The 25,829-nt window shown below is 56.3% G+C and carries 26 protein-coding genes; 4 read left to right on the top strand and 22 right to left on the bottom strand.

Features of this window, described 5'->3' with window-relative positions; all coding sequences use genetic code 11:
* Positions 1 to 2: 2 nt before the first annotated feature.
* Both FD37_RS03770 and FD37_RS03765 read left to right on the top strand, forming a co-directional pair.
* A complete protein-coding gene (locus tag FD37_RS03770; protein WP_056963565.1) occupies positions 3 to 767 on the top strand; it encodes an ABC transporter permease in 765 nt (254 codons plus the stop codon).
* Positions 768 to 782: 15 nt separating this feature from the next.
* The gene (locus FD37_RS03765; protein WP_056963563.1) at positions 783 to 1,154 is read left to right on the top strand and encodes a helix-turn-helix domain-containing protein; all 372 of its coding nucleotides are present in this window, start codon (positions 783 to 785) and stop codon (positions 1,152 to 1,154) included.
* A gap of 611 nt (positions 1,155 to 1,765) precedes the next feature.
* Here the strand turns inward: FD37_RS03765 and FD37_RS03760 are convergent.
* From FD37_RS03760 to acpS, 3 genes are all read right to left on the bottom strand, one after another.
* Positions 1,766 to 2,182: a type II toxin-antitoxin system PemK/MazF family toxin gene (locus FD37_RS03760; protein WP_045807143.1), complete on the bottom strand. Its 417-nt coding sequence runs from the start codon at positions 2,180 to 2,182 to the stop codon at positions 1,766 to 1,768.
* A 346-nt stretch (positions 2,183 to 2,528) separates the two neighbouring features.
* Positions 2,529 to 3,656: an alanine racemase gene (gene alr / locus FD37_RS03750; protein WP_056963561.1), complete on the bottom strand. Its 1,128-nt coding sequence runs from the start codon at positions 3,654 to 3,656 to the stop codon at positions 2,529 to 2,531.
* 5 nt (positions 3,657 to 3,661) lie between these two features.
* Entirely contained in the window at positions 3,662 to 4,018 is a 357-nt protein-coding gene (gene acpS / locus FD37_RS03745; RefSeq protein ID WP_045807146.1) for a holo-ACP synthase, read from the bottom strand.
* 357 nt (positions 4,019 to 4,375) lie between these two features.
* Here acpS and FD37_RS03740 point away from each other — a divergent pair, with 357 nt between their 5' ends.
* On the top strand, positions 4,376 to 5,086 hold the full coding sequence (locus tag FD37_RS03740) for a gamma-glutamyl-gamma-aminobutyrate hydrolase family protein (RefSeq protein WP_045807147.1): 711 nt from the start codon (positions 4,376 to 4,378) through the stop codon (positions 5,084 to 5,086).
* A gap of 252 nt (positions 5,087 to 5,338) precedes the next feature.
* Here FD37_RS03740 and cshA read toward each other — a convergent pair whose 3' ends face one another.
* The 5 genes from cshA to FD37_RS03715 form a co-directional block, all read right to left on the bottom strand.
* The gene (cshA, locus tag FD37_RS03735) at positions 5,339 to 6,901 is read right to left on the bottom strand and encodes a degradosome RNA helicase CshA (RefSeq protein ID WP_056963559.1); all 1,563 of its coding nucleotides are present in this window, start codon (positions 6,899 to 6,901) and stop codon (positions 5,339 to 5,341) included.
* A 265-nt stretch (positions 6,902 to 7,166) separates the two neighbouring features.
* Positions 7,167 to 8,561, bottom strand: a complete 1,395-nt coding sequence (locus FD37_RS03730) for a UDP-N-acetylmuramoyl-tripeptide--D-alanyl-D-alanine ligase (protein WP_056963557.1) — start codon at positions 8,559 to 8,561, stop codon at positions 7,167 to 7,169.
* 200 nt (positions 8,562 to 8,761) lie between these two features.
* Positions 8,762 to 9,547: a hypothetical protein gene (locus tag FD37_RS03725; RefSeq protein WP_045807150.1), complete on the bottom strand. Its 786-nt coding sequence runs from the start codon at positions 9,545 to 9,547 to the stop codon at positions 8,762 to 8,764.
* A 72-nt stretch (positions 9,548 to 9,619) separates the two neighbouring features.
* On the bottom strand, positions 9,620 to 10,513 hold the full coding sequence (gene htpX, locus FD37_RS03720) for a zinc metalloprotease HtpX (protein ID WP_045807151.1): 894 nt from the start codon (positions 10,511 to 10,513) through the stop codon (positions 9,620 to 9,622).
* Positions 10,514 to 10,521: 8 nt separating this feature from the next.
* On the bottom strand, positions 10,522 to 11,094 hold the full coding sequence (locus FD37_RS03715; protein ID WP_045807152.1) for a LemA family protein: 573 nt from the start codon (positions 11,092 to 11,094) through the stop codon (positions 10,522 to 10,524).
* Positions 11,095 to 11,284: 190 nt separating this feature from the next.
* On the opposite strand from FD37_RS03715, the gene FD37_RS03710 reads away from it, so the two are divergent.
* Positions 11,285 to 11,746, top strand: coding sequence for a low molecular weight protein-tyrosine-phosphatase (locus FD37_RS03710; RefSeq protein WP_045807153.1), 462 nt, complete (start codon positions 11,285 to 11,287; stop codon positions 11,744 to 11,746).
* 108 nt (positions 11,747 to 11,854) lie between these two features.
* On the opposite strand, the gene FD37_RS03705 is transcribed toward FD37_RS03710, so the two are convergent.
* The 14 genes from FD37_RS03705 to FD37_RS03640 all read right to left on the bottom strand — a co-directional run bounded on the left by FD37_RS03705 (position 11,855) and on the right by FD37_RS03640 (position 25,654).
* A complete protein-coding gene (locus tag FD37_RS03705) occupies positions 11,855 to 12,895 on the bottom strand; it encodes a WxLIP family cell surface protein (protein ID WP_225436328.1) in 1,041 nt (346 codons plus the stop codon).
* A 177-nt stretch (positions 12,896 to 13,072) separates the two neighbouring features.
* Entirely contained in the window at positions 13,073 to 13,780 is a 708-nt protein-coding gene (locus FD37_RS03700; protein ID WP_052957174.1) for a WxL domain-containing protein, read from the bottom strand.
* Positions 13,781 to 13,809: 29 nt separating this feature from the next.
* The gene (locus tag FD37_RS03695) at positions 13,810 to 14,448 is read right to left on the bottom strand and encodes a WxL domain-containing protein (protein ID WP_056963552.1); all 639 of its coding nucleotides are present in this window, start codon (positions 14,446 to 14,448) and stop codon (positions 13,810 to 13,812) included.
* Between the two features lie 16 nt (positions 14,449 to 14,464).
* Positions 14,465 to 14,869 (bottom strand): hypothetical protein, encoded by a 405-nt coding sequence (locus FD37_RS03690; protein ID WP_056963550.1) that lies wholly within the window; start codon positions 14,867 to 14,869, stop codon positions 14,465 to 14,467.
* 511 nt (positions 14,870 to 15,380) lie between these two features.
* Positions 15,381 to 16,079 carry a class A sortase gene (locus tag FD37_RS03685; RefSeq protein WP_045807157.1) on the bottom strand — a complete coding sequence of 233 codons (699 nt, stop codon included), beginning with the start codon at positions 16,077 to 16,079 and terminating at the stop codon, positions 15,381 to 15,383.
* A gap of 162 nt (positions 16,080 to 16,241) precedes the next feature.
* Positions 16,242 to 16,493 (bottom strand): type B 50S ribosomal protein L31, encoded by a 252-nt coding sequence (locus tag FD37_RS03680; RefSeq protein ID WP_045807158.1) that lies wholly within the window; start codon positions 16,491 to 16,493, stop codon positions 16,242 to 16,244.
* A 99-nt stretch (positions 16,494 to 16,592) separates the two neighbouring features.
* Complete coding sequence (locus FD37_RS03675) at positions 16,593 to 17,882, bottom strand: UDP-N-acetylglucosamine 1-carboxyvinyltransferase (protein WP_045807159.1); 1,290 nt, start codon at positions 17,880 to 17,882, stop codon at positions 16,593 to 16,595.
* Between the two features lie 342 nt (positions 17,883 to 18,224).
* Positions 18,225 to 19,001 (bottom strand): DUF1643 domain-containing protein, encoded by a 777-nt coding sequence (locus FD37_RS03670; RefSeq protein ID WP_082605112.1) that lies wholly within the window; start codon positions 18,999 to 19,001, stop codon positions 18,225 to 18,227.
* Positions 19,002 to 19,857: 856 nt separating this feature from the next.
* Entirely contained in the window at positions 19,858 to 21,465 is a 1,608-nt protein-coding gene (locus FD37_RS03665; protein WP_045807161.1) for a CTP synthase, read from the bottom strand.
* Positions 21,466 to 21,662: 197 nt separating this feature from the next.
* A complete protein-coding gene (gene rpoE / locus FD37_RS03660; protein ID WP_056963545.1) occupies positions 21,663 to 22,325 on the bottom strand; it encodes a DNA-directed RNA polymerase subunit delta in 663 nt (220 codons plus the stop codon).
* A gap of 44 nt (positions 22,326 to 22,369) precedes the next feature.
* Positions 22,370 to 22,810, bottom strand: coding sequence for a YwiB family protein (locus FD37_RS03655; protein WP_045807163.1), 441 nt, complete (start codon positions 22,808 to 22,810; stop codon positions 22,370 to 22,372).
* Between the two features lie 283 nt (positions 22,811 to 23,093).
* Positions 23,094 to 23,744, bottom strand: a complete 651-nt coding sequence (locus FD37_RS03650; protein ID WP_056963543.1) for a TetR/AcrR family transcriptional regulator — start codon at positions 23,742 to 23,744, stop codon at positions 23,094 to 23,096.
* A 1-nt stretch (position 23,745) separates the two neighbouring features.
* Positions 23,746 to 24,933, bottom strand: coding sequence for an ABC transporter permease (locus tag FD37_RS03645; RefSeq protein WP_056963541.1), 1,188 nt, complete (start codon positions 24,931 to 24,933; stop codon positions 23,746 to 23,748).
* Positions 24,911 to 25,654, bottom strand: coding sequence for an ABC transporter ATP-binding protein (locus FD37_RS03640; RefSeq protein WP_045807166.1), 744 nt, complete (start codon positions 25,652 to 25,654; stop codon positions 24,911 to 24,913). The genes FD37_RS03645 and FD37_RS03640 overlap by 23 nt, the downstream gene beginning before the upstream one ends.
* Positions 25,655 to 25,829 lie beyond the last annotated feature (175 nt).

The following is a 25,829-nucleotide window of genomic DNA, read 5'->3' as shown; positions in this document are numbered from 1 at the left end:
CCATGCGGACAAGTCTTCATCAGGAATTTTATAAACTAGCTCATCAAAAAATGACCTGGTTATCCCCCATCATTTTATTTGTTCTGATGCTCATAACCAGTTATGCAATGGGCTATAATGAAAGTAAATTATTAACCATCACTTGCTACGACGCTCCCGATTGGATCATACTGATTTTAGTCATCGTTGGATCCACGACCTTCTCGATGGAATTCCAAAATAGAGCCATTTTAACGTTATTATACAAGGCCCCCAATAAATTTGAGGTCTACCTATCAAAATACATCGTCCTTCTCTGCTATAACGTCTGTTTGCATTTATGGGCGATGCTCATTACTTGTTTACTCCGGTTAACTCCCATCAATCGTCCCGTAGCTTGGTCAGCCATCGGCCAGTACCATCAGCCGCTGTGGCTTAATATGTTCACCACTTCGGCCATTGACGTGCTAACCACCACGTTTATTATTAGCCTGATTTTGGGACTATCCTGTTTAATCAACAGTAACGCCATCGTCATTAGCGTCAGTCTTCTCGTTGTCTTCATGGGTCAATTCGTCTCAGCTGGCTTACTCAACACTAATCAGCTAGTCACTATCCTACGATGGAACCCCTTTAACATGACTAACCTCACTCGTCAATACTATAACTACACCACTTACTACGAAACCAGCCATCTAATTAATTCTCAACTGCTAATGGGGACCATTGGTTACACATTGGCCTTCGTCATCATTGGCTATCTTATTTTTAGAAAAAAACGTTTTTAATCAGGAGGAATCAGCATGAATAAGTTTCCTGAGCAACTAAAAAAACTCAGAAAAGAGACAAATACTACCCAGGATGAGTTGGCAACCAAGCTATTCGTGACGCGTCAGTCGATTTCCAAATGGGAGGCTGGTGATTCAACACCGGACCTCGCCACCCTCATCAAGCTGGCGGCCATTTTTAACGTGAGCTTAGATGCCTTGATTTTCGGCACTGATCAAGATAGTCGCATCGACTCAACTGAATTCGTTTTCAATCCTAAAACCAATCGCTACGTTCGGCGATTCGGTAAAATGAACTTTTGGGACTTTCTAGCTGGTTACTGGTGGGCGGTTGCCCTGCTACTCTTTATTATCGGGTTCTTCTCAATCTTTTGGGCCGGTCGCTAATCATCCAATTACGCCAGCGAGCAATCGAACCAGTCTAAGCTGGCAACCTAGTGAGCGCTAGCGATTGCTTCCGCTCAGCTGGGCCGTGATGACCGTGGGCCAGACTTCGAGCCAGGAAAGTCCCCTGCGCTTTGAAGGTCGGTCTTATGGTAAGCCAGCTGAAGGACGCTGACTAACCACCATTTCATGGCACCGGCCCAGCTTCGCTCTAACAATCTTGACGGTGGTGGGGTGTCCCACCAGTTCGTTTTAGCCATTCCTGTAGCAGAGTGACGTTTGTGTTCCTTTCCGTGGTGTCGTGATTGTTATTCACGATGAGCAGAGCACAACGGGCTGTTTGCTATCAGCGTAACGACTGCGTTGCCGCATTGTCGTCGTTGATCAGGCCATCATCCACCCCGCAACGTGACGTCGGCGTTTTCCCCCGTGGTGAAATGATTGTTAGTCAGCGTCCTTGGCTGGCTTACAATCAGGCCGAGTTCTGGAAACTCGCCGGGTCCTGGCGAGGTTTCAGAATCGTGCCCACTTCGGGGGAATGAAGCCGACCGAACGTTGCGCCAGCTACCACCATGTGCCAGGCCTCATCGACCCCACTCAAAAAGCACACCCAATTAGGAGTGTGCTTGCTTTGAGGTGCTATGTACTTTTCTGCTGGGTCTTTTCTTTCGCGATCGATCACCCAATCCGATGCTCGTCGCCAAAGCGGCGTCCACTGCTGCCATCGTCTGGACATCTAGATGTGTCACCTGATCTTTAAGCCGTTGCTTATCAATGGTTCGAATCTGTTCAAGCAAAATGACGGAATCCCGCTCAATTCCGGTACGAGCAGCCGAAATGCCGACGTGCGTCGGCATTTTGGGCTTTTCGATCCGGGCGGTGATTGCCGCCACAATGACTGTTGGACTATAGTGGTTCCCCACGTTGTTTTGAATAATCAACACGGGGCGCATGCCACCCTGTTCCGAACCAACGACCGGTGATAGATCGGCGAAGAAAACGTCCCCGCGCTTGATTTCCACACGGGCCATGGGCCGCCATCCCCTATCTACATATTTTTGAAGAGCTCTTTAACGCTGTCTGAATTGTGTTAACCGCTGCTCGGCTTCCTCCTCGCAGGGGGTAAACACCCGAACGATTTCCCGATTAATCAGTGCCATGGCTTGGTAGCCCCGAATCAAAGCGAGTTGCCGCGATTCCTCTGCGGGAACGGGTACTAACGCCTGGTGCCGGACGGCCCGCGAAACTTTGACGCGAAGCCGAGTGTGAACTGCTTGCCGTGATCGTAACATGGTAACCCTCCTAGTCGGTCAATAAACACTTCTAGAGTACAGTTTACCACGAAAGCTTTACCCATGATACGGGAAACCTTATAAATTAATTGATATAGTGCCGCGGCACCCGGCTGGTGAAGCCACAAGCCACCTCGTAATGGATGGTGTCGCAGTAGTCGGCCACGTCCTGCAGGGTAATCTGCTGGTCGCCGTCTTGCCCGACCAGGGTCACGCGCGTCCCCCGGGGGTAGTCGTGCGGCAAGCGGACCATCATTTGATCCATGCAGACCCGGCCGATGATCTCACAGACGTGCCCGTCGACTAAGACGTGGAACCCCTGTAAGCGCCGTTCGTAGCCGTCCGCGTACCCAATCGGCACGGTGCCGACCCATTCGTCCTGTTGCGCCGTGTAGGTCGCCCCGTAGCTGACCGATTGACCGGCCTGCAGCCGCTTGGTGTACACCAGCTCACTGGTCAGACTCATCGCCGGTTCCAGCTGATACGGCGTTTGCGGGATGGCCCAACCGGAGGGGTTCAGGCCGTAGCCGGCCGCCCCAAAGCGGACCAGGTTGTCGTTACACTCGTCGTGCCAGAGACTCGTCGCCGAGTTGGACACGTGCACGTACCGGGGCCGTTGTGCCAAGGTATCCACCAGTTCGTGCCACTTAGCGACCTGCCCCTTAAAGTAGGTGTCATCCGGATCATCGGCCGTCGAAAAGTGGGTGAAGATCCCCTCAAAGGTCAGGGCGGCCGCGTGATCACCGATGAAGTCCGTCGCCGTCTTCAACTCAGCGGGCGTCCGGAACCCGATCCGGCCCATCCCGGTGTCTAACCCCAGGTGGACCCGTAACGGCTCACCGGCCGACCGCAACGCCAGGTAGTGTTCGGCTTCTTCGAGCCAGTCCGTGGCGGCCACGGTGGCCGAGATGTGCTGCGCGGCCATCAAAGGCGCGTCGGCGGGATTCGTGACCCCCAAGACTAAGATGGGCTCGTTGAACCCGGCCGCCCGTAATTCCAGGGCCTCGTCTAAAATGGCGACGCAGAACCCGCTGGCGCCGGCCTCCTTGGCTACCCGTGCGACCTGGGCCGCCCCGTGACCGTATCCGTTCGCCTTGACCACCATGAATAACTCACAGCCGGCCTTTAAGCGACTGACCTCCGACTGAATGTTGTGCCGCAGCGCCTGGCGATCAATCACCAGTTGTGTCGGCCGATGTACCCCAACTACCATTGCTGTTACCCTCTTTCTAAGATTACCTGCGTCATCACCATCGTCGCGGTATGCGATATCGAGACGTGAGCGATGCCCCCAAACGGTTGACGACGTACTTCGGGGCGGCCGACCGCATTGTCCCGCACTTCCAGGTCTTGAAACCCAAAGTGCTCGCCAATGCCGGTTCCCAGCGCTTTACCGTACGACTCCTTCACCGACCAACGACCCGCAGCGTATTCCACGGCCCGTTGCCCGCTCAACTGCCGATAATCGGCGAGCTCCCCAGGCGTCATGACCCGGGTCAGAAACGCCGGATAGCGTTCCGCAATTTCCTTGACCCGGGCCAAATCGGTAATATCAATGCCAGTTCCGTAAATCATCAAGCCACCCCCTAAACGTCTAAGCTATATTCTAGCACAGCCGCGAACGATTAGGTGTGACCATTCACCGGTTCACCCCAAATATTACCAAATCACTAACAATCGGGTCACCCCGGGCCTGTAATCGGTTACGGGTCCCCAGTGTGGACGGGCCGGGCAACACTATCAATAAGGTAAAAGGTATGCTTTCGATAATGTAATATTAACATCGTTAGTTTAGATAATCAATTAATATATTATGAACATAATAAGATGATTCAATGAATCAAGACCGTCCCGGTGATGGGCCCGCCTTTACAAACTGGCGAATAACGCTAGAATGGCAGTTATCACTGTGCATAAGGGAGTCTTCACATTATGAGTAAAGTCATTGGTATCACCGCCGACGTGTTATTGGACCCGATGCCCCGCATCAACCAGCAGCACGCCGACTTCGTTCCCCGGCCGGCCGTCGACGCCGTGGTCACCACCGGGGCCCTGCCCGTCGCCCTGCCCCACCTGCCCAGCGACCAGGTCAGTTCCCTGCTCAACCCCCTCGATGGGATCATCCTGACCGGGGGCCCCGACGTCGACCCAACCTTCATGGATCAGGAACCGCTGCCGGCCCTGGGCGTCACCAACCGTGACCGCGACCTCTTCGAGATTGCCCTGGTCCAACAGGCCGTGGCCCGCCACATTCCTCTGCTGGGGATCTGCCGTGGCGCGCACATCATCAACGTCGCCCTGGGCGGGACCCTCTACCAGGACCTGGTCACCCAGTACCCGGCCAAGCAGCTCAAGCACCAGCAGGCCGCACCGGGCGATCAACCGACCCATCACGTGACCGTGACCGCCTCGGCGCTCCAGGTGGCCGTGGGGCGGCACCCCTTCGTAAACTCCCGCCACCATCAGGCCGTCAACCTGCCCGCCGCGGGGCTTTCCGTGGTGGCCCGGGCCGACGACGGCGTGATCGAGGGTCTCGAGAATGCCGACGCCAGCGTCCAGGCCGTTCAGTGGCACCCCGAAAACCTGTGGCAACACCACCCGGAGGAGCTGGACCTCTTCCAGGCCTTCACCGACCGGCTGTAGCCGAGTAGACCCAATGTGACCGGGTGCCGCGCATGATCGTCATCAATTAGTGGCGGCACCCACCATCATTCGCATCACCGCAAACAGGAAGGGACTCCCCCAGCGAGGCGTCCCTTCCTGTTTTTGTCTCCTGCGTTAAGCACCACGGAGCGTGGCCGGCATCCATCACCGACGTTTCCCCAATAAAAAAGCCCGTCCCACCGTTTCCGGTCGAACGAGCCCTTCCCAATCAATCTCTCTTTTTAGATGAAACTAGTCTTTCTTCCGGATGGTGAAGCCACGCTTGCTACCACCCTCGGAACGCCGACCACCGTTGTTGCTGCGGTGACTCCGGTTGCCACCCTCGTGGTTCCGGGAGCCGTGACCGCGGTTATCCCGCCGGTCGCCGCCGCGACGATCGCCACCACGGTCGGAACGGTGGTAACCCCCACCGCGCCGGTTGTTGCCGCCACCATGATGGTAGCCGCCACCGCCGTGTCGCTTGCCACCGCGCTTAGGCAATGGCCGTTCTGGCGTAATCTTAACGGGTACTTGGCTGTTGTCGTCCTTAGTCACTGCGTTCAATAAGGCAGCGGCCAGGTCTTCAGCGTCGTATTCGTCTAATAAGCTCTTCGCAGCATCCGCATACTTTTCAGTATCCGTCTTGTTGATCAAGTCGGCAACGGCTTCCTTCGCCACGCCTAATTGACCCACAAAGGCTTCTTCAGCCGAAGGCGGCTTCAGAGGCAACATGCGCACCTTGGTCAACTTTTCGATTTCCCGTAAGTACCCCATTTCGTTCGGCGTGACGAACGTCATGGAGACCCCGTGCTTCCCGGCACGACCGGTCCGGCCGACCCGGTGAACGTAACTGTCAGGGTCTTGCGGAATATCGTAGTTGTACACGTGGGTCACATCGTTGATGTCGATCCCCCGGGCAGCCACGTCGGTTGCGACCAGGATATCCAACTTCCCATGACGGAATTCGTTCATGATCTGGGTCCGGCGTTTCTGCGTCAGGTCCCCGTGGATGCCGGCAGCGTTGTAGCCGCGGGCTTGTAACCCATTGGAGATTTCGTCGACCCGGCGCTTGGTCCGCGTGAAGACGATGGTCAGATCAGGGTCTTGCACGTCGAAGAACCGCGTCATCACGTCGAACTTCTCGAAGTCCCGTGAACGCACGTAGAATTGGTCGATCAGGTCCGTGGTCAATTCCTTGGCCTTGATCTTAACGTGCTTAGGGTCTTGCATGAATTGGACACCGACCCGCTTGATTTCGGGTGGCATGGTTGCGGAGAAGAGCATCGTTTGACGTTCCTCTGGCAATTGCTTGATGATGTCTTCAATGTCATCCAAGAACCCCATGTTTAACATTTCATCGGCTTCGTCCAGAACCAGCATTTGCACGTGGTCCAGCTTCAGCGTGTGCCGACGAATGTGGTCTAATAACCGACCCGGCGTTCCAACAACGACTTGCGGGTGGTTCTTTAATGACTTGATTTGACGCCGAATATCGGCACCACCATAAACGACTTGAACGTTGGCCCGTTCGTGCCGGCCTAACTTATAGATTTCTTCTTGAGTTTGGATGGCCAGTTCCCGCGTTGGGGAAACCACTAAGGCCTGCACGTTAGGATTGCTTTTATCAATCTTCTCAAGAATTGGCAGGGCAAAGGCGGCCGTCTTACCGGTCCCGGTCTGCGCTTGGCCGATGACGTCTTGGCCAGCTAACACCATTGGGATGGTCTCGGCTTGAATTGGGGTCGCTTCCTCATAACCTGCATCCGTCACTGCTTCTAGTAGGTCTTCGGAGAGACCCAGTTCTTTAAACTTCAAATATTTTTCCTCCTGTATGGGTACGTCACCCTAGTGCCTCGCAATTCTTGGAAAAAATCCGTTTCCCGTGGGACGAAAAACGATTGGCTAGAGCGGAGTAAGTTCGTTTCTTAAATTTTACAACCAAACCATCATACAACGGTCACTTGAAATAAGCAACTCTTACGCATTCACGAAATGGCTTACATTCAATCACCGACTTTTCTTCAATGGGAACAAAAAGTGATGCGACCAACGATTGTTCCGTCAGTCCCATCACCTTGAATTATTTTTTCGTTTCGGTCGTGGGCGCCACTAACTTCGCCAAGACGTTCTCCAGATGAATCCCGTGTGACCCCTTCAAGAGGATCTGGTCATCCGGGGTCAACGTCGCTTGGAGCGTCGCCGTCAGGTCCGCCAGCTGGTCCGTGGCAAAGTGCGTCACCGGCAGCTCCGGCGCCTTTTCTGCCAGGGCCTGCTGCAGGGCCAGCATGTGCGGGCCGACCAGGTAAACGTGGGCAAAGGTCTGCGGGTCCAGCGCGTCGGCCAACCCGGCGTGCAAGACATCGGCCTGGTCCCCCAACTCGAGCATGTCTCCTAAGACGACCAACCGCCGCCCCTTGACCGGCGTCTGCCCGAAGGCCCCGAGGACCTCGCGCACCGCCGTTGGGTTGGAGTTGTACACGTCGCTCAGGATGGCCGCGCCGCTCTGGCTGGTCAGCCATTCGGCGCGGTTCTTGGTCAGCGGCACGGTGGCCAGGGCCCGTTGTGCGCTCTCCGGACGAATCCGGTAGATGTTGGCGACCGTCAACGCCGCCAGGGCGTTCTTGACGTTGTACTCGCCGATCATCGGCAGCGTGAAGGTCAGGTCCGGCCACTGGTTAGTGGTGAAGCTGGTGCTGGTGGCCGTGTCGCTCACGCTGGTCGCGTAGAGGTCATCGCTGTCCTGACGGCCAAAGGTGAACTGGCGTTGTTGCAGGTCGGTGACCCGTTCCCGCAGTAGCGGTTCGTCGCCGTCGTAGACGAAGGCCCCGTCGTCGCTGAGACCGTGGGTGATCTCGAACTTGGCGTCGGCAATCTTATCCCGGGTCCCGAAGAACTCGATGTGGGCCTCCCCAATCATGGTGATAACGGCCACGTCCGGCGTGACCAGCTTGCTCAAGAAGTCGAGTTGTCCCGGCCGGTCCATCCCCATCTCCACGACCAGGATTTCCGTGTTGGGTTCCATCGACAGCACCGTCATCGGCACCCCGATTTCGTTGTTAAAGTTGGCGTAGGTCTTGGTCACGTTGAACTGCGTGCCCAAGATGGCCGCGATCATGTCCTTGGTCGTGGTCTTCCCGTTACTTCCGGTAACGGCCACCACCCGGGGGTTGATCTTGGTCTGGTAATACCGTGCCAGCGTCTGCAAGGCGGTCAGTGAGTTGGCGACCTGAATCACCGGAAAGTTCGCTGGGGCCGTCGCAAGGTCCTGGGCCCAAAGCGTGGCCGCTGCGCCATGATCAATCGCTGATTGAATAAACTGATGGCCGTCTTGTTCACCGGTCAGTGGAATGAACAGCCCACCCGGTTGCAGGTGACGACTGTCAAACGCTACGCTGGTGACGTCGACGTTCGCCCATTGTTCGTAATCGTTGATTGCCCCGACTGCATGGGCAATTTCCGCAAGTTGCATCTTCATGTTGTCTCTACTCCCATTTCGCATGGCGCTAGCGCCACCGTCATTAAACTTCGACGACTCATTCGGGTCGCTGTAAAATTACTGTTTCTCATTATACCATGAATCGACCACCGCTAACTTAAAACCCCAAATTCCTGTCGGTTCTCCCCGGAGAACGTCAAAACTCCCACCGGCAGATCGCCGGTAGGAGTTCGTCAACGTTAGATTAAATCGGCAACCTCACTGAATTCCTGGTTGTCGTGGATCGTCAGGGACCATTCGCGGGTGGTCAGGTCGTAGCGCAGGCTCGCAACCTCCTTCGAGTCGGCATAGACCTCCTCTTGGGTGTGCCAGGCTGCCTGGTGTTCCGGGTGTTGGACCGCCCGAACCGGGATCAGATAGACCCGGTGGCGCTCCACCAACTGGTCGAACGCGATGACCGCACCGTCCATCAGGCCTTCCGTCAGCTGCAGGATGATCTCGTGCGGCACGTCCGTGATGGCCAGTGGCCGCGCAAAGACCCAGCGGTTGTTGTGCATCGCGCGCAAGTGCCGCTTAATACTCACGTCCAGCACGTGCCCGAAGTTGCTCAGGTGCTGGTAGTAGATCTTGTAGAACCCGTCACGCAGGCTCAAAAACGCGTACTCATTCTGCAGCTTCGCGTAAAACGGCGTGCGGATGTGGGTCTCCATGTGGCCCAGGTACAGCAGCTCGGCAATTTCGCTGGGCAATAAAAAATCGAGGTCGTCGGCGTGGACGTAATCCAGCCATTTGACCGGGGTGGGATGCTTCCCTAACAGGTAGCGGCGCACCTGGGCCTGACCGGCGACCGTCTGAAAGCGGGTATGCGGGTTGATCTCCACATCGTTACCAGCTTCAGCGTTCAGCAACAACAATTGATTGGGCACCTCGGGGACCCCATTTAAAAAATCGGCGGGCGAGATTCCCAACGAATACACCATGTTGGTAACTGGCTCTAAACTGAGATAGACAAAATTTCCACGCATACTCTTACACTCTTTCTGCTAAATTCCTCTCTTATTGTACACCGAAACACCGCCGGAACACCGCTTATTTTTTTACATTTTTTGCAGCCGCGCGATCCGGTCCGCAATCGGCGGATGGGTCGCAAAGAGGTCCGCCATCTTGCGCTTTTGCTTGAACGGATCGCTGATGTACAGGGCCGCACTGTTCGGGTCGGCCGCCTGCATCGGCTGACTGTCGTCGATCTTCTCCAGGGCCGAGATCAGCCCCTGCGGATTCCGGGTCAGCTCGACACTGGCCGCGTCCGCCAGGTACTCGCGGTTCCGCGACAGGGCCATCTGCGCGATGCTGGCCGCTAACGGCGCCAGCAGGACTAAGAAGATGGACACGACGATACCGATAATGTTTCCCGCGGAATCGTCATCGTCGTCCCGGCGCCGGCCACCACCCCACCAGAACCAGTTGCTGGCGAAGTTGACCAGAAAACCGATAGCGGCCGACAGGGCCAGCGCAATCGTCTGCAGGCGGATGTCGTAGTTGCGAATATGGGACACCTCGTGCCCGATCACGCCCTCCAGCTCCTCGCGGTTCAACCGCTCCAAGAGCCCGGTCGTCACCGCCACCGCCGAGTGCTCCGGGTTGTTCCCGGTCGCAAAGGCGTTGGGACTGGCATCGTCGATGATGAAGACCCGGGGCATCGGGACTTGCCCGACCAGCGCCATGTCTTCGATCAGGTGCCAGAGCTGGGGCGCCTGCTGTTCATCACGAATCTCGCGGGCGTGGTTCATGCTCATGACCACGTTGGTCGAGTTGCCGATCATGATGGCCATATAAACGACCGTCACGATGGCCGCACCCAGGCACCCGCTCTGCCAGCTGCCCCAGAAGAGGTCGCCCAGTGCCGCTCCGACGGCCAGGACCAGCGCACCGAACCCCGCCATGACGTAGCCGGTTCGGCGTTTATTCATGGCAATTTGTTCATATAACATGGTCTCGCCTACTTCGTGTTAAGATCGTCGAAAGAGACCTTCGGGGCCGTCTTTTCTTCTTCGGGAACTTGTAAGTACTCTTCCATCTTGAAATGATGGATGTTGGCGACCAGGTTGCTTGGGAAGGACTGAATCTTCATGTTCAGGCTGGCCACGGTGCTGTTATACAGTTGCCGTGAGTAGGCAATCTTGTTTTCCGTGTTGGTCAGCTCTTCCATCAGCTGCTTGAACTGCTCGTTGGCCTTCAGGTCCGGGTAGTTTTCCGCCACCGCGAACAGGGAACGCAACGTCCCAGACAGTTCGTTGGAGACGGCCATGGTCTGTTGCCGATCCCCGCTCGGCACCGCCGTTAATTGGTTCCGTAATTCGACCACCTTTTGCAGGGTCGACTGTTCGTAGTTCGCGTACCCCTTCGCCGTTGAAACCAGGTTCGGGATTAAATCGTTCCGTCGTTTGAGCTGGACGTCGATCTGACTCCAGGACTCTTGGACGTGGGTCCGGGCCTGGACGAAGCCGTTATACAGGCTGACGTACCAGACGACCAGTAAAATCACAATGACTAACGCAATGATCCATGCCATAAAGTTACCACTCCTCCAGATAAATTTGTTAGACTAATCATAACAAACGCCAGATGGCCAAGCCAGCATGTTCACCGCGACTTAACCAAATATTAGGTCCCGGCGCTGAAACCGGCCTCCTGGCGTCACGTTCCGTCGCCAACACCTCGTAAAACGATTCCCCACCCCACTTCACTTAGGAGGTATCACCATGCACCACATCTTATTCGTTTGTCTGGGCAACATCTGCCGCTCCCCCATGGCCGAGGCCATTGCCCAAAAGCTCATCGACGACCAGGGGTTGACCCGCCAGTTCGCCGTGCGCTCCGTCGCGACCAGTCCTGAAGAAGAGGGTAACCACCCCCACCCCGGCGCGCTCAAGGCCATGCAACACCACGGTTTGGACGCCAGCGCCCACCGCTCCCGGCCAATCACCGCGGCCGACTTTGCCTGGGCGGACACCATCATCACGATGGACCACATGAACGTCTTGAACCTGCAGCGGATGGCCCCAACGGCCGCCGACGCCGCCAAGATCAAGTTGTGCCTGGACATCCTGCCCGGACGCCAGGGGCAGGCCATCGACGACCCCTGGTACACCCACAAGTTCGAGTTGACCTACCAGGAACTGGCCGAAGCCATCCCCGCGTGGTTGACCGCGCTGAAGGGCTAACCGCCACACTACCACTATGATAGCACCCCAAAAATCCCGGTCACGCTTCGACACTCGAAGCCGTGACCGGGATTTTTTAAGGCAACTTAACGACGAGAAATCGCCGCTTTACTTCTTTTGGGCACTGTCGTCATCGGACTTGCGCCGGTTCTTCAGCAACAGGTAGATGATGATGGCCAGCAGCAGGACGATGATCACGCCGCCCGCCACGAACCACCAGAAATAGCTCTTCTGGGGCTGGTTGTACTTGTTGGCCAGGGCCCCCAGCTGCTTCTGGGTGACCTCGAAGTCCTTGGTGAAGTGCCAGTGGTACCCGCCCTTCGCCGTGGCGTCGATGGTCAGCGTGTAGGTCCCCGCCTTGAGCTGGGTACTGCCCCACGGCACGGCGTAGGCGAAGTGACTGTTCGGCGCCATCGCCATGTTGGCCTTTTCGTTCTGTAGGATCACCTTGTCACTGCCGGACTTGGTCACCTTGGCCTTGACCTTCAGGCCGCGCATCATCCCCGGTTGGGGGTTCTGCAGCGTCGCGGCCACCTGGTTCAGTGAGTTCGTCTGGGTCACCTTGACCGCGGGCATCCGCATGTCGGGCGCCACGTCGATGCCGGATTCTCGCAGCCGCAGCCCAATCACGTAGGCGAAGTTGTTGTTGATGGTCACGCCCTTCTTGGCCGACTGCTGACTGCTCTCCAGCTTCTTGACGTTGATGCCGCCCAGAATCATCCCCTTGATCTTCTCAGCGGGCATCTTGTAGGTCACGTAGACCTTCTTGGTGCTCTTCGCCGGGACCGTCACCGTCGGCAGCTTGGTCTCAGCAAAAATGTCCTTGATGCCGACCTTCAGTGAGCTGTCCCGCTTCGGCGCCGTTTGGCTGTAATCGATCACCCCGTTGGCGTTGGTGACGGCCTGATTGACCGTGACCTGAAACTTCTGGGACTGATCACTCTGGTTGCCGATCACCACGGCCAGCTTCTGTTGCTGGTTCGGTTTGACGCGGAGGGCAAAATAGGATGCGTTGTGATCATCTTGATTTTTCGGGAGCACCGCGTTCACCGTGTACCCCACGCTCTCGGCCCGGGCCTCCTGCTGATAGCCGCCACTCACCAGGAGCAACGTGCCCACTGCGACCAACCATTTTACGAATTTTTTCATCATTAAGGCCTCCACCTTCCTTATTTTGCCCTCATTATAGCAAAGCGCTTAACTAGGTTGCGCCATCACCACTTGTTAGTTTGATAGTCCGTTCCGTTAAATAATTAAATCGTTGAACCGCTTCCAGCGAAAGATAGCGGTGGCCAATCACTTAGCCACCGCTACGTCGTTTGAATTTTATTGCGGCGTATCCGTTAGCATCCAGGACAGGGTCCCCTCGTAGGTCTGCGTCGACGTGACCGCCGCGGCCAACACGTTCAGTTGGGTCGGCGCACTCGGCTGGGTGTTCAACCGCAGTAGCCAGGTGCCGACTCCCTGCCGGTTGCCTGGGACGTTTTGCGCCTGGCCGACCAGGGAATACTCTCCCACCGGCAAGGCCTGCGTCGCCCCCACGGTCACGTCCGGCGCCCGGCTCACGTTACTGCCGGACGAGCGGAAGTTGGCCGCGCCCAGGGTAACGGTCGCCGACTTGAGCGACTGGTGGTCGGATTGCCCCACCAACGCCTCGGGTTTCAGCATCAGATTCCAGCCGCCACCCGTGCCCCGGCGGTCGCTGATCTGCACGAACGCGTGCTGATTGGTCGCCGTGGCTTCAATAAACCCATTTGCGATACGCTGCTGCTTAAATTTCAGGTTCGAAAGATAATCCAGCGTCAGGTGTCCGCGGGAGCCGGTCCCCGGATTATCCGGATCCTCGGGATCACCCGGGAATGGTTTCCCGGAGCCGTCGGGGTCCTGCGGGTCGACCGGCTCAATATTCGGATCAGGGACCAGCTGCACATCGGCCGTCGATTGTTGGCTCGCCGCCTGGACAGGCACCGCTCCCCACCATCCGCCGATTCCGAACACTAACGGGGCCACAAGTAAGAACCAGAATTTCTGCACACTGTAGCCCCCTTGCTAGTGGTCAGGATTTAGCTGACCGGCGTGTTAGTCAACGTCCACGTCAGCGTTGACGCGTAGTTACCAGCAACGTTCCCGGCCTTGAGAGATAACGTCGCTCCTGAGTAATTCATGCTCCAGGTTCCGACCCCTTCACCCTTGTTCGTGTAATCGGCCGTCATGACGTTTTGATTAGGCGTGGTGCTCCCGGTATTGAAAGTAATCGCTTTGTTTAAAGTAGAAGGTGCGACCCCCGTCCCGGTCGTTGTCGCGTTAGTCCCCGTCATGACCAGGGTACTGGCGTTCATCGTATCTGAACCACTCACGAACGGTGAACTGGCAACCTGAACTTGCCAGTCGGTCTTGTGCCCGGCGTTGATGGCCGTCACGACCCCATCGTTAGCTTTGCCTAATGCGGCCGCCGAAACGAATCCTTCAATTGTTTGGTCGCCCCCATTCATTTGAGTGTCTGGAAGCGACACGTTTGGTGCTGCGGCTAATTTAACACCACCGGTGGCCCCACCTTCGTCGCCTTCAGCCGTCAGGGCCACGTTCCCACTCGTGGTGGCCGTTCCCGTTGTATCAGCCGCATGAGCGGTCGTCGCCGATGCCAAGCCCATTCCGGTTACCAGTGCAACGGTCGCGAGTAATTGTAAAGTCTTCTTAGTCATAATCTGTTCCATCTCCTCATTCTTGGTCTGTGCGGTCTCTGCGTCGTAATTTCCAAATCCAAAACAGCAGCAGCGTGATGATGCCGATCAACGACCCGAAGCCGACCCACTGTTGTTCGGACAACTGTGGCAGTCGTCCGGTTAAAGTCGGCTTGGCCGCGGCCGTGGTACCCTGACTCCCCGTTTGGGTGGTCGGTTGCTGGCCATTGCTGCTTCCCGTCGTGCCGCTGCTCGCCTGGTTGCCCGCCTCACCGGACCCCAGGTCACCAGCGCCGCCCGTCGAGATACTCGACGAGTCCTTGGCGGGTGTCAGCTGGACCTCATACTGTGCCGATTGAACGTCGGTGGCTGCGTGGACTGGCGTGGCGATGCCCCAGCACAGCAGGCCTAACCCCAATAAGCGAATCCATCGCAATCGCATCACGATTCCTCATTTCTAGCAGCCCCGAGTGACGCCCCGGAAACAACGACGCGCGCTGTCGTTGTCTGTCCCGAGGTCGGCTGTTGTCTTCAGCCAGCCAATCGTGCTCCGTGGTTGAATTGTTGTTTTCTTTCGTTGAACTCATCGATGATTCATGAAATATGATAGCATGCCAAAACGATTTTTGTCCACATTGTTGAATGTGTGTGAAAACATTTTCTAGGATTATGGATTTTGAGGTCGAAAAAACGTTGATTTAACAGGCAATCGGGCCCGGTCATTTTTAACAAGAATCCCTTTGTAATCTGAATTAAAGCGATTACTTAGTCGAATCTACCGCAACCAAGTCACCATCGATTAAAAAATTTCTCAAAAATCGACGTTTAATCAATACAGAGTGAACGGTTTGTTCTATCACTAAGCAAGAGCCTCTCCCGAAGTCGGCCACCGGTAACCCGCCGGTGTGCACCAAAAAAGCGCCGGGCCATCAGCCCAGCGCCAGTCAGCGTGCTTAGTAACGGTTATTGAATTTCCCGGCAAAGCCTTTGCGGACCGCTAACGGGGCCTGCTTGTACGGCATCTGCTTGACGTACTTGCCCCGGATCATCAGACGGTTGGCCCCCGTGGCATCACAGGTGATCAGCGTGACCAGCTTCTGCTTGGTCGGTGCGACCACCTGCACGTCGGTCGCCGCGATGAACTTGCGAACGGTCACCCGGTACTCGTAGACCTTGGTGGCGTTGGTCAGGTAGATCTTCTGGCCGACCTGCGTCTTAAAGTACAGTGGGCTAAAGAGGATCGTGTGCGAGACCATGTGGTGCCCGGCCAACGGGTAGTTGTTCTGGCCCATCTTCTGGTCCGCCCGCATGGTCCCGGCGGTCAACGCCAAGACGGGATTGCTGACCCCCTTGGCGATGGGCAGGTGAATGTCCGACTGGGGCATGTAGATCTGCCCCACCACGTGGATCTCCTTGGAGTTCAGCCGCGCCTTGGCGACCGTCGAGAAGTCCAGCGACTTGACCTTCTTAAAGTCGTACGAGGCGTGCTTCTTTTCGTTTTGCTTCACGGACTTGGTGGTGACTTCCGGTTGATAGGAAGAGACCAACCAGGTCTTGATCTGTTCATTGAATATCAATGCCAGCGAGACCAGGATCAATAGCAGAAATCCCAGGGTGCCCCACCAGCGGCGTTTGGCCTTTTTTTTCGCCATGTTTGACGACTCCTTCCCCAAAACTCCCCTTGATTTTACCCCACTTTCCGCTTGAAAGTCCACCGGAACCCTCGACCCCACGCAGCGTGGTCCCGGCGATCATGCCAAAATTGGCATCAAAAAAAGCCAACGACCGCAGCCGTTGACCCTTTTGATTTAACTTTAGTTGTTGGACAAGCCGTACTTCTTGTTGAACTTGTCGACCGCACCATCGGCTTGAGTAAACTTTTGCTTACCCGTGTAGAATGGGTGGGAATCAGACGTGATTTCAACACGGATCAATGGGTAGGTGTTGCCATCTTCCCATTCAACCGTTTCGTTCGAAGTTGCCGTCGAACCGGATAAGAACTTGTAGCCGGTCGATGAGTCTTGGAAGACAACTTCCCGGTAATCTGGATGAATGCCTTGTTTCATAATTAATACGCTCCTTTTGCCCTGAAACATTGACTGCTTCAGAGATTGATTTAATCGTCAACCGTCACATTATAGCATGAAACTATCGTGACGACAATACTAATCTCGGCCGTCCTCGACCAAGCTTTCACTGCTGACGATGCTGACATCGGCGTTCAAAGCCGTCAGCTTGGCCACGATGCGGTCATACCCCCGCAGGATGTTATCCGCTTCGGTAATCACGGTCGTGCCCTCCGCCATCAGGCCCGCGATGACCAGCGACGCGCCGGCCCGGATCTCGCCGGCCTGGACCACGCTGCCCTCGAGGTGCTCGGTCGGGTCCACGATGATGGTACCATTTTCCGAACGAATCTGGGCCCCCATCTTCCGCAATTCGGCGATGTGCTTGATGCGCTTAGGGTAAATGGTGTCGATGACGACACTACTCCCGTCCGCGCGCATCAACAACGGCGTCAGCGGTTGCTGCAGGTCCGTCGCAAAGCCGGGGAACGGCATGGTCTTCACCTGAATCGGCTTCAGGTGGTCGGCTCGCGGCACGTAAATGCTGTCCTCGTCGATTTCGAGTTGGACACCCATTTCAATCATCTTGGCCGTGAAGGATTCCAAATGTTCCGGAATCACGTTCTTGACCACGACCCCGTCGCCGATCGCCGCAGCCATCGACAGGTAGGTCCCGGCCTCAATCCGGTCGGGGATAATCGTGTGCGTGTTCATCGCCCGCAACGTGCTAACGCCTTCAATCCGAATCACGTCGGTGCCGGCGCCCCGAACGTGCGCGCCCATGTTGTTCAGGAACGTGGCGATGTCGATGATCTCGGGTTCTTTCGCGGCGTTTTCAATCACTGTCGTGCCGACCGCCTTCACGGCCGCCAGGATGGAATTGATGGTCGCGCCCACGGAGACCACGTCTAAAAAGATCCGGGCGCCGTGCAAGCCGGCGGGACCCGTCGTGATGTGGACCGTGTTCGCGTGTTCCGTGACCGTAGCGCCGAGGGCCTTGAAAGCCTTAATGTGTTGATCGATGGGCCGGGGACCAATGTTATCGCCACCGGGGAAACTTAACGTGGCGCGTTGAAAGCGCCCCAGTAATGATCCCATAAAATAATACGATGCCCGTAAACTCTTGATTGCTTTACTTGGTAGTGGGGCCTCTACGATTTCGGTGGGGTCAATGGTCAGGACCCCATCTTCGAACGTCGAGTGGACGTTCATGGATTTTAAAATCAGCATCAGGTTGTGTACATCCAGGATATCCGGGACCATATCAAAACGAACCGGCGTATCCGCTAGAATCGCGGCCGGGATGAGTGCCACTGTGCTATTTTTGGCGCCGCCAATCGTCACCTCTCCGGTGAGACGTTGGCCGCCATGTATTATCATTTTTTTCATCGTGATGCGATCCTCACTTAAACTTATCTCTCATAGATGACTCCAGTACAGTCAGCTATAATGATAAATAATCCCGAGCAAAAAGACAACCGTTTCTAGGCTTTTCACTAAAATTGTAATATACGGGGGAAATCGCGGAACGACCCGCTTCTGGTGGAAATTCCCTCCTGGCCAGCCTTTCGGTTTGTTCGGTGACCTGTCAAACGGTGATTCTTAACCAACTCTTTCTTAAGTCTAGTTTAAGTAACCCGCGGTGTCTGCGGGTTACGCACGCCTCGGTTACGGTAGAAACTTTCTTTCCCCCGAGCCGTCGTTGCCCCCCATTTCACAAAGCCACGCCGGTTAGCCGTGCGCGGAACCCTCCTTCGGCGCCACGTGGAAGGAAGCCGAGCGTCCCACCCGCGTCGGCACCAGCCGCACGGGCAGCCAGTTCGCCTGGCCAAAGTCAAAGAGCGGCCCCTGCGGATTCAGGTGGGCGCTGTCCCCCGACTTCAAGATTTTGCCCGCGTAGAGGTGGTTGGCTCGCTGGTCGGGGGTCAGCGCCCGCATGATTTTGCCGAACTCGGCACGGTTATAGCTCTGCAGGTTGCCGGTTCCCAGCAGGATGTCCACGTTCTCGCCCTGGGCGTTCAGCTGGGCCAGAATCGCCTGGATACTGCTGACGTTGGCCTGCGACCAATTGGCGGGCGTGATCCCCGCCTCGTCAGCCAGCGTGCGAATCGTCTGCCGCAGGTGCTGCGAGGCACTGTCGTAGAACGGCATGGTGTTCACCGTGATGATTCGCCCGAATTCCGGTCCCAGCTGGCGGTAGAGGCGTTTGACCGTGTTATCCGCGCTGATGGTCGCCGCCCCGACCTGCCTGCCAGCACTCCCGGGATTCATCATTAGGACCAGCACGGCGCGCTGATTAGGCGGCGTCACGGGGACGATGGTCATGCCGAACCGAAAGAGGTACTGGTCCCCCGCCGGATTGCGCAGCGGTTTCCCCGCCAGGGCCGCCTGCCCGGCCGCCCCCTGCGGCGCGTGTTCGGGAATCAAGTAGAATCCCCGTTGCTGGTCCACTTCCGTAAGCACCGTGGGCCGTTTTCCCTGAAGCATTGCTTGAAATGGTGTTGTCATGTGATCGACTCCTTTTTAAACCAAAATATGTAATCCCTCAATTAGTGGGGACTGGCTCAGCTGGACCGTGCCCACCGCTCCACGCCGGCGAGCAAGTCGCCTCTGTGCCGCTCGCTGGGGCTCTTTTCCATGACTAAACGCTGGTTATAAAAGTTATAGATAACGGTGATTTTCTCAGCATAAAGGAATACCAACGTCTAACTGACCGCTCATCTTTGTCTTCAATAGTAAGCGAAAAGCCGACCAGAAACCAGCCATTCCAATCCCACTTTCATCAATCCGATACGTGAAAAGGGGTCCGCACATAATTTGCGTGCGGACCCCTTCCTAGTTACTTTTAATTTAACGGCACACCGACAAATCACCACGAGAAAATGACCGGCCTCGTTCGGTCGTCCATCCCCTCACGTCCAGTTCGGAGGGTCCCCAAAAATTGGCTCAGGGGTGAAAGTTGTCTAAATCGGCGTTTTTTAGCCGACTTAGACCAAGGTCGGTATTTAAGACCGGGTTGCGGGCCTAAATCCGGGCCCACCCCAGTCCAGCCATATTTTGGAGGACCCAGCGAACGACCGTTTTCATTGCATAAAACGAGTTATTTTTATCCCCCCGCTTCCGTCGCCATGACCACAAAGGGGGTCCGCAACTAACCGCTGCGGACCCCCTACTTGCTATCTCAATGTCAGTCATCAACCTTAGCGTAACGGAGGCGACTTGCTGGTCGTGGTGAAATTGATGTTAGCTGGCGTTCTTTGCCGGCTTACATCAAGGCCGAATTCCGGAGACCCGTGACTTTCGGGGCTTCGGAATCGTGCCCACCTCGACCAGCTTGCTCGCCGGCGTGGAGCGCTGATAACAACTAGTCTTTAACTTCCTTGCTAGCCGCGGCGATGAAGTCACGGAACAAGCCTTCTGGCCGGTTTGGCCGGGAGAGGAATTCTGGGTGGTATTGGGCCGCCACGAAGAACTTCTTCTTAGGCAATTCGATGACTTCGACCAGGTGGTCATCCGGTGACGTCCCGGAGAAGACCAAGCCCTTGGCCGCCATTTCTGCCCGGTACTGGTTGTTGAACTCGTAACGGTGACGGTGCCGCTCCTGGATGATGTCCTGGTTGTCGTAGGCCTTGGCCGCGACACTGCCCTTCTTCAACTTGCAAGGGTACAGGCCCAGCCGTTGGGTCCCACCCATCTCGTGGACGTCGGCTTGGTCAGCCATCAGGTCAATGATTTTGTGTGTCGTCTTCGGATCCATTTCCGTCGAGTTAGCGTCCTTGTAACCCAAGACGTCCCGCGCAAATTCGATGCTGGCCACTTGCATCCCCAGGCAGATTCCCAAGAATGGCACGTCCTGTTCCCGGGCGTAACGAATGGCGGTGATCATCCCTTCGATACCCCGGTCGCCGAACCCACCGGGAACGATGATCCCGTCCATGCCCTTGAGCACATCGGCCACGTTGTCGTCAGTGATCTTCTCGGCGTCGATCATGTGCAGGTCAATGTTGGCATCTACCGGGTAACCCGCGTGTTGCAGGGATTCGGCCACGGAGATGTAGGCATCGTGCAACGCCACGTACTTGCCGACCAGCGCAATCTTGATGGTCCGGGACAAGTGTTGCATGTGGTCGACCATCTTGGCCCACGCAGCCATGTCGGCTTGTGGTGCCTTGACTTGGAAGTGGTCCAAGACCAGTTGGTCAAAGCCCTGTTCCTGTAACCGCAACGGAATCGAGTAGATGGTTGGCACGTCCATGGATTCGACCACGGCCGCGGGCTTCACATCACAGAACAACGCGATCTTTTGGCGCATCGCGTCGGTGATGGGTTGTTCCGTCCGCACGACCAAGATGTTCGGTTGAATCCCGATGCTCCGCAGCTCCCGCACGGAGTGTTGCGTTGGCTTAGTCTTCATTTCGTGGGCCGCGTGCAGGTACGGCACCAGCGTGGTGTGGATGTAGCAGACGTTTTCGTCGCCGACCTCACTCTTCATCTGCCGAATGGCTTCCAGGAAGGGCTGGGATTCGATGTCCCCCACGGTCCCGCCGATTTCCGTGATCACGTAGTCGGCGCCCAGCGTCTTGCCGGCCCGCATGATTTTTTCCTTGATCATCCCGGTAATGTGCGGGATGACCTGCACCGTGGCACCCAAGTAGTCCCCGCGGCGTTCTTTTTCCAAAACTTCCGAATAAATCTTACCAGTCGTTACGTTCGAATACTTGTTCAGGTTGTTGTCAATGAACCGTTCGTAATGACCCAAGTCCAGATCCGTTTCGGTCCCATCATCGGTCACGAAGACTTCCCCGTGTTGGTAGGGGCTCATCGTGCCCGGATCCACGTTGATGTACGGATCGAATTTCTGAATGGTTACGTTTAGGCCCCGGTTCTTTAACAACCGGCCCAGGGATGCTGCGACGATCCCCTTACCTAATGATGATACGACGCCGCCAGTCACAAAAATATATTTGGTCATTGTCTAGCTCCTTGTAAGATTATTTAGGGTCGTTCGGTTGTCGGGGCCTGGTAAAACCCGCCCCAACAAATAAAAAGCTCCCTATTCGCTGGAATAGGGAGCTAACTTCACCGTTCAGTTGTCCTCACTACAAGTAGTAAGGAGCCCAAAAAACATAGTAACTGTTTTTGGGGAACAGGTCAAGCATTCGACGTCATTTATTTTTGATCGTCATTTTCTTCGTCGTCATCGTCGTCTTCGTCATCATCGGCGGAGAAGTCGAGATTGTCGGTTTCGTCATCGTCTGGCGCATCCATCTGCGATAACTGGTCTTCGATCCCGTCAGGAATATCCTCGGTATCGTCTTCCTCGTCATCGTCGTTGATGCCCAAACCGGTCTGCAGCTTGCCCAGATCAGGCGCTGACCCGTTACCCGTGGTGTCATCGTCGTCATCATCGTCGTTGGCGTAGCTACTGTCCGAGTCGTCTTCCGGATCGTCGTCATCGTAATCGATCACGTCGTCGTCATCCGTGGTGTCGGCCAAGAAGGCGTTGACCTTCTTCCGCTTCTTGCGCTTCGGTTGGTCCTCGTCCTCTTCGGCGTGAACCGTCGCTTCATCGATGGATTCAAACGGATACCAAGTTCGCAGTCCCCAAAGGTTATCACCCAGAGAAATGAAACTACCGTCGACGTTTAAATCCGTATAAAATTGGGACAGCCGCTCACGAATTTCTTTGTCACTGTCACCCAAGTACGTCTGAACGGCGTTTGCCAAGTCGGCAAAAGCCATCACGTCGCCATGTTGAGACAAGATGGCGTGGGCAACCTCAATCATTGATAATTCATTCTTTTTCTGGCCCTCAAAGACTTTTAATTCCAAACTGGTGCACGTCCTTTCCACAGTCTACGAAATATAATACGCGTTTACGCCGTAAATTGCAATCGAATCTTGTAGTTTCCGACCAATTGCTCCCCGGCGTACAACAGATAATCGATCTTCACGTGACCGCTAAACGGCCGCTCCTGAAAACTGGTCTCGAGTAAGGGGGTGACCGTCTCAATCGGCATGATGCCGTACGGGGTCCGGTAACGGGCGGTGACCCGCTTGCCGCTGATGAAGTGCAGCCGCAACTCGGCCTCGCCGTTACGGGTCAGGTGAACCTCCCCGTCCGGCGTAAACTTCATGGTCACCGGCGTCTTCTCCTGGGTCTCCTCGTTCGGTTCCAGGTAACGCAGGTAGAGGTTCTCGCCCATCTGGACCAGTTGACCGTCGGCGTCGAGCCGGTAGTCGGAGACGTCATCGTCTTGTTTAATGTGGGTTTCCAAATGGATTGCGACGGGAACGCCCGCTGAAAGTTGATCCATCTCGGTCCTTCCTTTCCTATCAGTCATCCTATCACCAGTCCCGCGCACGGCACCGGTGCATATCATGGTTAATTATAGTCCATTCGGCAGTAAAAACCCACCCGATTTGCTTGGGATTCCCCGATTTCCGGTGGCCCGTTCGCGCTCGCGCATCCCCACAAAAAACGAGTCTGAGATGAAGCTCTCAGGCTCGTTGGTTCTCCGAAGGTCTGGTGCCAAAACGTGCGCCCAAAGGCAGCTGACGACGTTCATGCTCGCCAGCTAACCGCCTGTTGTCCCCCTCTCAGCTGGGGGCCAAGCCCCGGTCCAAGAAATCGATCAGAAACGGCACCCGCTGGTTAAACAACGCGAAGTCGTCCTGGAGGTTCGCCCGCATCACGTTGGTTAGGACCGTCCCGACGATGAACTGCACCACCATGTCATTGGGAACGGCCGCCAGTTCCTGCTGGGCCCGGAGCCGATCCAGGATGGGGTACAACGTCTTTTGGATAATCGGTGCCGCATTCTGGATGACGGCTTGCCGCAGCACCGGTTGGATCATCATTTCATTGAGCAGAACCTTCCCCACCGGCCAGTTTTCCGCCAGGAAGGCCGCACGGTTTTCGATCAATGCCGTCAGCAACTGGTGCCGCGTCAGGTTCCGCATGGTCGCCACCTGCTGAGCGAACTCCCGCATCAAGCGGGGCAACACGGTCGTGACCATCGGCTTCAGCAACGCCGCCAACAGCTCATCCTTGGTCTTGTAACGCCGGTACACCGTGCCCTCGGCCACCCCCGCGCGATCCGCAATCTGTTTGGTGGTGGTGTTGGCAAAGCCCTGCTCGGCAAAGAGCGCCAGACTGGCCGCCAACACCTGTTTTTGCTTGGCCGGGATTTCGTGGTCCGCGGCCATGACCTGCTCGAAGGCCGTGCGAATATCCGTATTTTTTTCCATTTTAAACCCTCCGATACCGTTTTAACCCGACCACGTTGAGGGCGGTAAAGACCACCGCAAAGAGGACCAGGATCCAGAGGTCCCCACTTACGTCGCCCAGGCCAAAGCCCCGGGTCGCGACGTTCATCAACGCGTCTCCTCCATAATACAACGGGAAGATGTGGGCGAGCCACTGTAACCAGTCGGGCATGGTCGCAATCGTGATGATGCCCGAGAAGAAGACCTGGGGCACGATCAGCAACGGGATGAACTGGACCATCTGAAATTCCGAGTTGGCAAACGTCGAGATGAAAATTCCCATCGATAACGCCACCATTGCCAGCAGGAAGTTGATCAACAAGATGATCCAGACGCTGCCCAGCATGTGGACGTTAAAGACCGTCAACGCGAAGGTCACCGTGATGATGGTCTGAATCACCGCAAAGATTCCGTAACCCACCAGGTAGCCGGTGATGATCTCACCCCGGCGTACCGGCGTCGCCAGTAGCCGGGTCAGGGTCCCCGTAGTCCGTTCGTTCAGCAGGGAAATCCCCGAGATCAGGAAGACGAAGAAGAACACGAAGAAGCCTAACAGGACCGGCAGGAAGGTGTCGAAGAACGTCGAGTCTGAATTTCCGTAGAGGTAATGACTGGTGACCGTGTAAGCGGGCACCGCCTTCGGGCTGGTCGAGTTGCCGACCGTCGCCGTCTGGCCGCGCGTCGTGCCCTGGGCCGCCTGCAGCTTCTGCTGTTGGGCCATCACGGTCTTTAAGACCTTGGCTTGCTGCTGGAGCACCCGCTTTTGGGTCTTCGTGGCCGCGACCAGTGCCTGGACCTTCAGCTTGGTGACCCCGCCCTGCAAGGCCTGCTTGACCAGCGCCGTATCACTGGGCTGGCTGTTCGAATAGGTCACCGTGAGCTTGCCGTCTTCTTCGTGGATAAACGCCGCCAGGTTGTGCTGGCGAATCGTGGTCTTGGCATTGGCGTGCGTCCCGTAAGATGCCAGATCCGTGTGCTGGTTCTTTAAGGCCTTGACCAGACTGGTGTCGACGTTGCTAACCCCAATCTTGGCCACGCTGGTCGAGTTGTTCTGAAACAGAAAGTACATCAACGACAGGATAAACAGGGGTGCGATGAACATCAACGCTAAGGTCCGTTTGTCCCGTAACATTTCGCGTAAAACGCGTTTAACGATCGCTATGGTTCTCATCTTGGAGCCGCCCCGCTTTCAAAAAGACTTGTTCAATCGTGTCCACTGCATATTCTTGCTTCAACTGGGTCGGCGTCCCCTGCGCCAGCGCGATACCCTCGCGGATCAGCATCAGCTCGTCACACCGTTCGGCCTCGTCCATCACGTGGGTGGTCACCAGGATGGCCTTGCCGTGCTGCTTCAGCGTCCGCAGCTCCGCCCAGATCTGTTGCCGCAGCTCGGGGTCGATGCCAACCGTGGGCTCGTCCAAGATCAACAGGTCCGGGTCGGCGATCAGCGCGATGGCCAAGGAGAGCCGCCGCTTCATCCCCCCGGAGTAGGCGCTGACCCGGCGATCCAGCATCGCGGTCAGGTTGACCACCTGGGCCACGTGCGTGATGCTCTTGGCAAGGGCCGGTCCCTTGACGCCCATCAGTTCACCGAAGAACCGCAAGTTCTCGCGCGCCGTCAGCGTCTCGTACAGGGCGTCACTCTGCGCCATGTAGCCGATCTTCTGCATGATCTGCCGGTTCGGCATCTGGGTCCCCAGAACCGTCGTGGTGCCGGCATCCACCTTTTCCATCCCTAAAATTGATTTAACCAGGGTGGTCTTCCCCGCCCCGGATGGTCCGATCAGCCCCAACACGCGCCCGGCTGGTAAGTGTAAATTGATCTGCTTTAAGACCACGTTGTCGCCAAACCGCTTGGCCACGTCGCGGACATCGATCATTGGTTGTGCCATCTATCTCACGTCCTTTACCTATATGTAAGTGAGCGCTCACTCATTTATGGCTCTATCATAAAGCGGTCTTCCCGAAAAGTCAACCCTCGGTGGGGGCTGGTTGCCCGCCCGTTACCGCCGCTTGACTAGGTCCGCGCATCGCTTTTCCCCCCGACCTGACGCCGCAAGCGTTTTC

The organism is Levilactobacillus spicheri DSM 15429, assembly GCF_001435095.1.
GTDB classification, from domain to species: Bacteria; Bacillota; Bacilli; order Lactobacillales; family Lactobacillaceae; genus Levilactobacillus; species Levilactobacillus spicheri.
This window is presented reverse-complemented; position numbering and strand designations above follow the sequence as displayed.